The sequence below is a fragment of the Thermophilibacter sp. genome (genome assembly GCF_966187215.1).
Map to the genome: position 1 here is coordinate 19,629 of NZ_CBIFYV010000054.1, position 9,506 is coordinate 29,134.

At 70.2% G+C, this 9,506-nt stretch carries 8 protein-coding genes; 2 read left to right on the forward strand and 6 right to left on the reverse strand.

Annotation, left to right across the window (positions count from 1 at the left end; translation table 11 throughout):
• Positions 1-7 precede the first annotated feature (7 nt).
• Positions 8-331, reverse strand: coding sequence for an ArsR/SmtB family transcription factor (locus ACWTSU_RS04695; protein WP_455138720.1), 324 nt, complete (start codon positions 329-331; stop codon positions 8-10).
• A 143-nt stretch (positions 332-474) separates the two neighbouring features.
• Positions 475-1,053: a xanthine phosphoribosyltransferase gene (locus ACWTSU_RS04700; RefSeq protein WP_455138721.1), complete on the reverse strand. Its 579-nt coding sequence runs from the start codon at positions 1,051-1,053 to the stop codon at positions 475-477.
• 413 nt (positions 1,054-1,466) lie between these two features.
• Between ACWTSU_RS04700 and ACWTSU_RS04705 the strand changes: the two genes are divergently transcribed.
• Positions 1,467-2,501, forward strand: coding sequence for a hypothetical protein (locus tag ACWTSU_RS04705; protein ID WP_455138722.1), 1,035 nt, complete (start codon positions 1,467-1,469; stop codon positions 2,499-2,501).
• A 163-nt stretch (positions 2,502-2,664) separates the two neighbouring features.
• On the opposite strand, the gene ACWTSU_RS04710 is transcribed toward ACWTSU_RS04705, so the two are convergent.
• Positions 2,665-3,639: a hypothetical protein gene (locus tag ACWTSU_RS04710; protein WP_455138723.1), complete on the reverse strand. Its 975-nt coding sequence runs from the start codon at positions 3,637-3,639 to the stop codon at positions 2,665-2,667.
• An 84-nt stretch (positions 3,640-3,723) separates the two neighbouring features.
• Complete coding sequence (locus ACWTSU_RS04715) at positions 3,724-4,170, reverse strand: hypothetical protein (protein ID WP_455138724.1); 447 nt, start codon at positions 4,168-4,170, stop codon at positions 3,724-3,726.
• 188 nt (positions 4,171-4,358) lie between these two features.
• On the opposite strand from ACWTSU_RS04715, the gene ACWTSU_RS04720 reads away from it, so the two are divergent.
• Positions 4,359-5,312, forward strand: a complete 954-nt coding sequence (locus tag ACWTSU_RS04720) for an SPFH domain-containing protein (RefSeq protein ID WP_455138725.1) — start codon at positions 4,359-4,361, stop codon at positions 5,310-5,312.
• A gap of 102 nt (positions 5,313-5,414) precedes the next feature.
• Here ACWTSU_RS04720 and ACWTSU_RS04725 read toward each other — a convergent pair whose 3' ends face one another.
• On the reverse strand, positions 5,415-8,477 hold the full coding sequence (locus ACWTSU_RS04725) for an ABC transporter permease (protein WP_455138726.1): 3,063 nt from the start codon (positions 8,475-8,477) through the stop codon (positions 5,415-5,417).
• A gap of 5 nt (positions 8,478-8,482) precedes the next feature.
• Positions 8,483-9,163: an ABC transporter ATP-binding protein gene (locus tag ACWTSU_RS04730; protein WP_455137679.1), complete on the reverse strand. Its 681-nt coding sequence runs from the start codon at positions 9,161-9,163 to the stop codon at positions 8,483-8,485.
• Between the last annotated feature and the right edge of the window lie 343 nt (positions 9,164-9,506).

Genomic DNA, 9,506 nt, shown 5'->3' on the forward strand with positions numbered 1-9,506 from the left:
TTCTCGCTTACTCGCAGATGTGGCTCATGCCCTGGTTGAGCATCGTGTAGACGTGGTCGTCGGCGAGCGAGTAGAGCACGTTGCGCCCGTCGCGCTGGAAGCGCACGAGCCGGGCCGACTTGAGCGTGCGCAGCTGGTGGCTCACGGCGCTCTGGGTGGAGCCGGTCTCCTCGGCGATGTCGGCCACGCAGAGCTCGCGCCCCATGAGGGCGAAGAGGATCTTGATGCGCGTGGTGTCGCTGAAGACCTTGAAGAGGTCGGCGAGGTCGTAGAGCAGCTCCTCGTCGGGCATCTCGGACGGGGTCTCGCCGGGGGCGATCTCCTCTGCCATGACGGCTCCCTTCTCGCTGTCGGTTGCTCTGAACATCTGAACAAATGCTCATATGTTCGTGCTGACAACGATTATATGAGCGAGCGATCATATGTCAACGGGAAATCTGTGAGAGGCTTGAGGGGCCGCCGAGGCAGCGTCCGCTACGCGAACTCGATCGTGCCGGTCTCGGCGTCCATCGACGCCACGCGCGCGAGCGCCTCCACCTGGTAGCCGCGCTCGCGCAGCCGAGCGCCGCCCGGCTGGAAGGCCTTCTCGATGGCGACGCCGATGCCCTCCACCACGACGCCCGCCTGGTCGCAGATCTGGAGCAGGCCGTCCATCGCCGCGCCCATCGCGAGGAAGTCGTCGATGACGAGCACGTGCTCGCCGGGGGAGAGGAAGCGCCGGGCGACCATGACGTCGTAGTCGCGGCCCTTGGTGTAGCTGTGGACGCGGGCGCGCAGCTGCTCGCCGTCCATGTTGCGTGACTCGGTCTTGCGCGCGAAGACCACCGGCACGTCGCCGAAGTGGCGCGCCGCCACGCACGCGATGCCGATGCCCGAGGTCTCAATCGTGAGGATCTTGTCCACGCGCCGGCCCGCGAACAGCCGCGCCCACTCGGCGCCCATGCGGTCGTAGAGGCCCACGTCGCAGCGGTGGTTGAGGAAGCCGTCGACCTTGAGGACGCCGCCCGCGCGGACGACGCCCTCCGTCCTGATGCGGTCCTCGAGCTCTCGCATGTGCGGCTCCTCTCGCGCGTGGCTGCCCTGCGACCATTATGCGCGTGCGAGCCCGCTTCGTGCGCACGGCTCCCGCCGATCCGAACGAAATGTCGCGCCGGAACGTTCGTTTTGGCGGGTGAAAGAAGTTTCTGCTGCACATTCGAACGGCCTGGCGTGTGATTCCGTTCGGATTGGCAGGAGCTTGCCGAGAAGCGCCAGGTCCGTGACACAAGAAGACGGTCATAGGCGCGCGTCCCCGTCGCGGGCGGCTCCGTGCTGCCGTCTGCCGAGAACACGCCACCGCCCGCGGCCAACCGGATGAGCCCGATAGCGGGATGACGCTGCTCAGAGGGGGCGTGAAAGCTTGGTGACAGCTAACGGAGAGGCAAGGGGTCGCGGTCTCTGAAACACTGTCCCCTGGGGGTGGTGCCATGAGCGAGGCGGTTGACCGGGAGCTCGCCGATCTGCTCGACGCGGCGGAGCGCATGGGGTCGTGCCTGCCGGTGAGCGACGACCGCCTGCGCGCGGCGCTCTCCCGTCGGATGGGGAAGGACGGCACGGTGCTGCGCCCGGCGCCGGGGCTCTACGTTCGTCGCGAGTCATGGGAGGCGGCCGACCCCGCCGAGCGCGCGCTCGCCCTCATGCGCGGCCTTCATCAGCGTCATCCCGAGTGGGTGTTCTGCGGACCGTCGGCGGCGCTCGTGTACGGGGCGGACGTCTCATGGGGGCTGTTGCGCACCCTGCACCTGGTTGCGGCAAAGGGTGGCTGGAGGGCCGTCCCGGGCATCGCCCGGCATCGCCTGACGCTCGACGAGGAGAAAGGCGAGAGGCCCGTCGAGCGCCTGGGGGTGCGGGTGACGCCCTTCGCGCGCACCGTGCTCGACTGCCTGCGCTGGCTGGAGTTCAGGGAGGCGCTCGTGGTGGCCGACTTCGCCGCGCGCGGACGAAGCGTCTCCTGGCTAGCCTCCTACATCCGCGACCGCGAGGGTTCCTGTCACGGCGCCGACCGAGCGCTCGCCGTCCTGGCGCACGCGGACGGCCGCGCCGAGAGCGGCGGCGAGTCCATCGCCCGCGCGGTCATGATCGAGCAGGGCTTCATGCTGCCTGACCTGCAGGTCTGGGTGCCCGACCCGATTCACCCCGGGCGGGGCTTCAGGGCCGACTTCGTCTGGGTGCGCGCCGACGGCCGCGTGATCGTGGGGGAGTGCGACGGCGCGCGCAAGCTGCGCGACCCTGCGATGACGCGCGGCCGCACGCCCGAGCAGGTCCTTCTCGACCAGCGTTCGCGCGAGGGACTGATCACCGCGTATGACGTCTCGGTGGCCCGCTTCACGTACGAGGAGGCGGCCGGCGTTAGCGAGCTCGTCCGCAAGCTCGACTTCTACGGCGTCCCGCGCCTCGGTTCGCCGCCCGCGCGGACCGATCCCGCGCCCGCGGTCGACTGGTCCTCGTTGCTGCGCCGCTGAGCATGACAGGGTTTCGTTGCTCCCGCCGTCACGAACGAAATGTCGCGCCGAGACGTTCGCTTTGGCAGGTGAAAGAAGTTTCTGTTGCCAATCCGAACGGTCCGACGTGCGATTCCGTTCGGATCGGCAGGAGCTTGCCGAGAAGGACGGCGAGAAGCCCGCGCTACCGCTTGCGGCGGCCGAAGAACGGCAGGCGCGGCAGCCGCCCGCGGTACGGGCTCACGAAGTCCTCCTCGCCGATCTGCTCGGCCTCCTCGACCTCGGGCGGGACGCTCTCGACCACGCCGTTGGGCACGTCGGCCACCGGCATGTCGGTGATGTCGGGCACGCCCACGACGGTCGCCACGGTCTCGTCCGCGGCCTCGCCGGCCTGCTCGGCCGCGCGCTCGGCCTTCTCGCGGTAGCGCACCATCATGTCGCGCTGCAGCTCAACGACGCTCGGCGGCGCCCAGATCAGTGCGTTGGCGCCGGCGGCCACCGTGGCGGCGGCGCTCTCGTCGTCGCGCCCGCCGGTGGCGATGATCGGCAGCGCGGGGAACGCGGCGCGCAGCTCGGCGATCACCTCGGCGGTGGCGCGCCCGGCCGCCACGTTGACGATGCGCGCACCGGCCGAGACCTTCTCGGCGGCCTCGGCGTCGAAGCGCGTGATCGTGGCCACCACGGGGATGTCTACGGTGGAGACCACCTGCGCCACCATCTCGGGGGTGGCCGGCGAGTTGAGCACCACGCCGGCGGCGCCCTGCATCTCGGAGACGGCGGCCAGCTCGGCGGCGCGCCGGCCGGTGGTGGTGCCGCCGCCCACGCCCACGAAGAGCGGCGCCTCGGCCACGGTGAGCAGGGCCTGTGTGATGGCGGGCTGCGCGGTGAAGGGGTAGACAGCAAAGATCGCGTCGGCGTTGGAGTTGCGGATCGCCGCCACGTCGGTGGAGTAGAGCAGCGTGCGGATGCGCCGCCCGAACAGCGTGAAGCCGCTGCACGCCTCGTAGTTGTCGGGCACGCGCAGCGGGGCCTTGCGCAGGCGTCCCTCGATCGGGGCCGGGCCGTCGGCGGCGGGCACCACCTCGTGCGCCGCGGCCGGGAATATGCCCTCGCGACCACCCGTCAGGGAGGAGAGGCCCCTCTCGTCAACCGTGTCCATGCGAACCCCCTCAGACGCCGCCACGTTCCAGCCACTCTCTTCTACCCGCCGGGCGGGGCCGGTATTCACGCCCACGCGTCGAGACTAGGAGATGTCGAGTCCCGAGCGCAACGATTCCGTGACCTGACCCTCGTCCACGACCCACGCGCCGCCCCGGTACGTGACGTCATAGCTCCGCAGCATCTCGGTGCCCGTGACGTCGACGCCCTGCGCCTGTCGGAGCAGCCGCGCCACCTCGGCGCGCTGAGCCTCGGTGAGTGTCTCGCCCACGGGGTCGCCCCACTCGAAGAGCCCCTCGTCCTCGAGGTAGGGCCTGACCGCGTCGTAGAACTCGGAGAACGCGTCGTAGGCGCTCGGGCAGGTGAGGTAGACCCAGGCCGAGCCCGTCCCGTCGTCGTAGGTGAAGGCCTCGTCGGGCCGGTAGCTCACCTCGCCGAGCAGCAGGGTCACCCAGGCGTCGGTGTCCACGCCCAGCTCGGCGGCCGTGAGCCCGAGCCGGTCGGTGCAGCGCTGGTCGAGGTAGGAGGCCACCGCGTCGTGGAGCTCTCCCGAGGCTGGGTCGGCGAGAAGGTCGGAGAGCGCGGCATCCGCCGCGTCGAGGGCCGCCCGGTCGGTGCCGCCATACGCTCCCCCTTTACGACATCCTGACCGTTTCGAGTATAGGCGCGCCGGGCGGGGCGCTATGCTAGGGCTACGTAAGCCGTCCTAAGGAGCGCGCCATGCCTGAGCTTCTTGCCGTACTTCTCCTCGTCCTGGTGGTCTTCGTGGTCGTGGGGCTCGTCTCGGGAAACCTGTTCTACGTGGTCAAGCAGCAGCACGCCGTGATCATCGAGCGGCTGGGCAAGTTCTACAAGATCGTGGGCGCGGGCCTGCACGCCAAGATCCCGTTCGTCGACCGCAAGGCGGCCACGGTGAGCCTGCGCACGATGAAGAACGGCTTCAACATCGACTGCAAGACCGAGGACAATGTGACCATCGGCCTGGAGGTCTCGGCGCAGTACCACGTGAGCTACGAGCGCGGCGCCCAGCCCCAGCAGTCCGGCGTCTACCGCAGCTACTACATGCTCCAGCAGCCGGTGGCGCAGATGCGCGACTTCATCACCGACGCGCTGCGCAGCTCGATCCCGGTCTACACGCTCGACGAGGTCTTCGCCAAGAAGGACGACATCGCCAAGGACGTCAACGCCACGGTCTCCGAGCAGATGGCGGCCTACGGCTTCACGCTCGTCTCGACGCTCATCACCAAGATCGCGCTGCCCGCCGAGGTCGAGGACTCGATGAACCAGATCAACGCCGCGCAGCGCACCAAGGCCGCCGCGCAGGACCTCGCCGAGGCCGACCGCATCCGCCGCGTGACCGAGGCGCAGGCCGAGGCCGAGGCCATGGAGAAGGCCGGCGAGGGCATCGCCAACCAGCGCAAGGCCATCGCGAGCGGCATCAAGGAGTCGCTCGAGACCATCCAGGAGACGGGCGTCTCGGACACGGAGGCCAACCAGCTCTTCATGTTCACGCAGTGGACCGAGATGATGAGCGACTTCGCCAAGACCGGCAAGGCGTCCACGGTGGTGCTGCCGAGCGACTTCACGCAGACCGCGAGCATGTTCGAGCAGATGCTGGCCGCGGGGGAGGCCGAGAAGGGCGCGGACGCCCCGGCGGTGCCGCCCGAGGAGTAGGGGCCGAGACGATGGGGACGGGGGTGTGACAAAGGGGACGGAGGTCTTTGTCACGACAGGCTGATGTGACAAAGACCTCCGTCCCCTTTGTTTCGCGGCGCGCTACAGGACCTCGGCGCGCAGGGCCTCCACGATGTTCATCGCGTGCGTCTTTCTCAGCGCGTAGCCGGCGCTCAGGGCGAGCACGGCCACCACCACGGCGAACGCGAGGGCGACGTGGCCCCACGGCATCGCGATCTCAAGCGTCGAGATTGAGCTCGAGAGCGCCGAGTAGATCGCCACGTTCACGAGCGTCGCCAGCACGATGCCGCCGACCAGCCCCTTTGCCGCGAAGTCCGCGCACTCCAGCACGATCATCCGCCGGAACGCCCGGCGCCCCATGCCCACCGACTGCAGCGTCGCGAACTCGCGCGTGCGCAGCATGAGGCCGGAGGCGATCGTGTTGAAGACGTTGGCCACGGCGATCGCCATCGTGATTGCGATGAAGCTGTAGAGGAAGACGTTGACGGTGTAGGTCATCGCGCGGTACTCGCGCAGGGCCTCGCGGATGTTCATGATCTGGGAGGAGCCCACGTCGCCGCGTGCGGCGAGCACGTCCTGGATGCCGTCGATGACCGCGTCCTCGTCGGCCCCGTCGGCGAAGCGGGCGTAGAACTCGGTCAGGGAGAGCCGCATCGCGTCGGCGAGCCCGCTCTCGCGTGCCGCGCGCATCGGCATGACGAGCGAGACCGAGTCGACGCCGGAGAGCGTGGCGGTCCCGATCGGGAAGTCGTCGCCGAGGTCCGTGGCGTAGGCGTCCACGGGCACGCTCACGCTCTCGAGGCCGAGCTCGGAGACCGGGGCGACGTCGGTCACCGTGCCGCTCGCGCGGTCGGCGCGCTTGAGGGAGTGGCTGCCGTCCTCTCCCATGCCGATCCACTCGTTGTCGGCGAGGTCGGCCGGCGGCAGGAGCACGTCGATCGCGTCGGCGCTCCCGGTGAGCGGCGAGACGGAGCCGTAGGTGTCGGCGTTGGTGGCGTTGAGCAGGTTGAACGCAACGCACGAGAGGTGCGCGGGGTCCGCGTCGCCCTCGCCGAGCCCCAGCTCGCTCGCGAGGCGCCGCCACGTGCCGTCGTCTACCAGCCAGACCGTGGCCTGGCCGTAGCCCTGGCGGTCGAGCTGGAGGCCGGCGTAGTCGGTGCGCTCGTTGAAGGTGTCCACGCCGTCCCAGTTCACGTCACCCTCGCCCAGGTGGACGTCGGCCGCTGCGCGCGCCACGCCGCTCACGCTGCCCTCGCGCACGCCGGCCACCCCGGCGACGTCGGCGACGATGCCCTCCAGGTTCGACGCCACGGGGTCCTCGGCGATGTCGCTCGAGGAGTCCTGCGAGGAGAGGTACATCTCGAGGTCGGAGCTTCCGTAGTCCAGATAGCCCATGGCCCCGGTGAGGTAGTCCGAGAGCAGGCCCGCCGTGACGAGCAGCGCCACCGAGACGGCGAGCGCGGCCGCGGCCACGCGGGACTTGCTCGCGGACACGGCGAGGGTGCGCCGGGCGAGAAACGCCGGCATGCCCCCGAGGCGCGCCGCCAGGCCGCGCGGGCGGCGGCCGTCGGTGGAGAGGTCGTCCATTGCGTCGCGGCGGCGCCGGAACAGGCGCCGCAGGCGGCGGCTCGGCCGCACGTCGTGGGCCTGGCGGATGGCGTCCACGGCCGAGACGCGGCTCGCGCGCAGCGCGGGCGCGAAGGCGCTGACCAGGAGCGTGACCGCGGTGAGCCCGGCGGCGAGGGCCAGGTCGAGCGGGGCGATCACGAGGCTCATCGTGACGCCGTCGCCCAGCATGAAGGCCCATCCCTCGGCGGTCACGGCAAAGACCGCGGCGGTCGCGGCGAGGCCGAGCGCGAGCCCGAGGGGGATGCCTGCGACGCCGAGCAGCGCCGCCTCGGTGAAGACCGTGCGCCTGAGCTGCCGGCGCGAGGCGCCGAGTGAGGAGAGCAGGCCGAACTGCCGCGTGCGCTCCGAGATGGAGATCCTGAAGGCGTTGGAGATGAGCGAGACCGCCGCCACGACGATCACCGCGGCGAGCACGGCCGCCACCTGCGAGAGCGAGTCGAAGATCTGCCGGGAGGCGGCGAGTCCCTGGTACAGCAGCAGGCCGTTGTTCTCGGAGTAGCTGCCGTCCTCGCCGAGCAGGCCGACCATGAGGTCCCGGAGCTCGTCGTGGCTCGCGTAGCCCGTGGTCGAGAAGTACGCGCTTCTCACCACCCCGCCCGAGGCGGCGAGCGCCGGCTCGTCGGGGCAGACGTAGGCGGCGTCGCCATCGGCGTAGGACGGGGCGACGAAGCCGACCACCGTGAACGTGCGCGGCGCACCGACGTCGGTGATCGTCTCGAGCGGGGTCTCGGTCTCGGAGACGTAGTTGCCCTCGTCGTCTGTCTCGTAGGAGTAGTCCGCGTTGAGGGGGCTCCCCGAGGGGATGGGGCGCGGATCGCCGTCGAGCCACGTGCGCCGGCCCGCCGACAGCGTGACGGTGGAGCCGAGTGTGAGCGGCCCCTCGGAGACCGCGCCGGCGTCCACGCTGTCGAGCTGGGTCGCGCCGTCCGTGAGCTCGACGCCCTGCAGGTAGTAGGGAAGCGCGATCTCCCCGGGCCGCTCGGGCAGGCGGCCCGACTCAACGTCGGGCTCCGCAACGACGTCGTGGGCCGTGTCGCCGGCGGCGCGCGGCATGCTGGCGTCCTCCTGCGCGAGGGTGACCACGCCGAGGTAGGGGCCGCTGTAGAAGGCGTTGTCGCCGGAGAGCGCCGCCGCGCCGAGGTCGCCTCGGGTGGCCAGGCGGTCGAGGTGACCGCCGGCGAGCGACTTGAGCCGCCCGATCGTGGCGTCGTCGGTGTAGTCGAAGCCCTCCTGCCAAACGCCGTCCAGGGCGCGCTGGCGCTCGAGCAGTGCCGAGCGCAGGCTCGTGACGCTTGCCATCACGGCCGTGAGCAGGCCGCACGCGAGCGCCACGCCCACGATCGTGACCACGGTGCGCACGCGGTTGGCCCTGAGCGACTTGATGGTAAAGCTCCGGAACACGTGACGGGAGAGGGGACCCACCAGCGGCGCGCCGTCCGCGGCGGCGCGGTCCTTCTCGTCCCGCCGGTCCTTCTCGCTCCGCCGGTCCCTCTCGCTTCTGAAGTGCTTGGCCATGCCGCTCACCTCGCCCTCGTGTCGGAGGCCACGCGGCCGTCCTCCATCGAGATCACGCGGTCGGCCATCAGCGCCACGTCCTCGTCGTGCGTGACCACCACGAGCGTCTGGCCGAGCTCGCGGTTCGACCTGCGGAGGAGCTCCATGATGTCGGCGGAGTTCCTGGAGTCGAGGTTGCCGGTGGGCTCGTCGGCCAGCACCACGGCCGGCGCGTTCATGAGGGCGCGCCCGATGGCCACGCGCTGCTGCTGGCCGCCGGAGAGCTGGTTGGGCAGGTGGTGCTCGCGGCCCTCGAGGCCCAGCGTGCGGAGCATGGCCCGCAGGCGCCGCTCGTTGACGGGCCTGCCGTCCATGAGCACGGGCAGGCACATGTTCTCGACCACGTCGAGCACGGGCACGAGGTTGTAGAACTGGTAGACCAGGCCGACCTCGCGGCGGCGGAACACGGCGAGCTGCTCGTCGGAGCGCTGGAACACGTCCTCGCCCGAGACGCGCACGGTGCCCGAGGTGGGCCGGTCCACGCCGCCGATCATGTGCAGCAGCGTGGACTTGCCCGAGCCCGAGCTGCCGATGATGGCCACGAACTCGCCGGTGCCCACGGTCAGGCTCACGTCGTCGAGCGCGCGGACGGCCGTGTCGCCCGAGCCGTAGGTCTTGGTCAGGTGCTCAACCTGCAGGATGTCCATGGCGCCTCCCTTGGCGAGGTTTCAGGTTCGATTCTATGGTGGGCGGGCCGGCTGGCGCGCGCGTGACGCGCCCGTGACGGATTCGTCACGCGGGGAGGGGGTGGTGATGCGCGTTTCTCGCCCGTCCTTCTCGATGCGTCCCGTCTCGCCCTGAGCCCCCTCATGCACATGCGTCAGATAGACGCTTGTGCACACCCGGCGGCCGCCAAGGGGCGAGAAGAACGTCGCTTGTCCCGTGCCCCCGCGTCAACTTGAAGCATGGGCACGACCAAATGAGCGAGGGAGGTAAAGCCCGTTTCTTCCATGCGTTAACTTGGAGGCCGTGAGAGGGCCGCATGGGAAA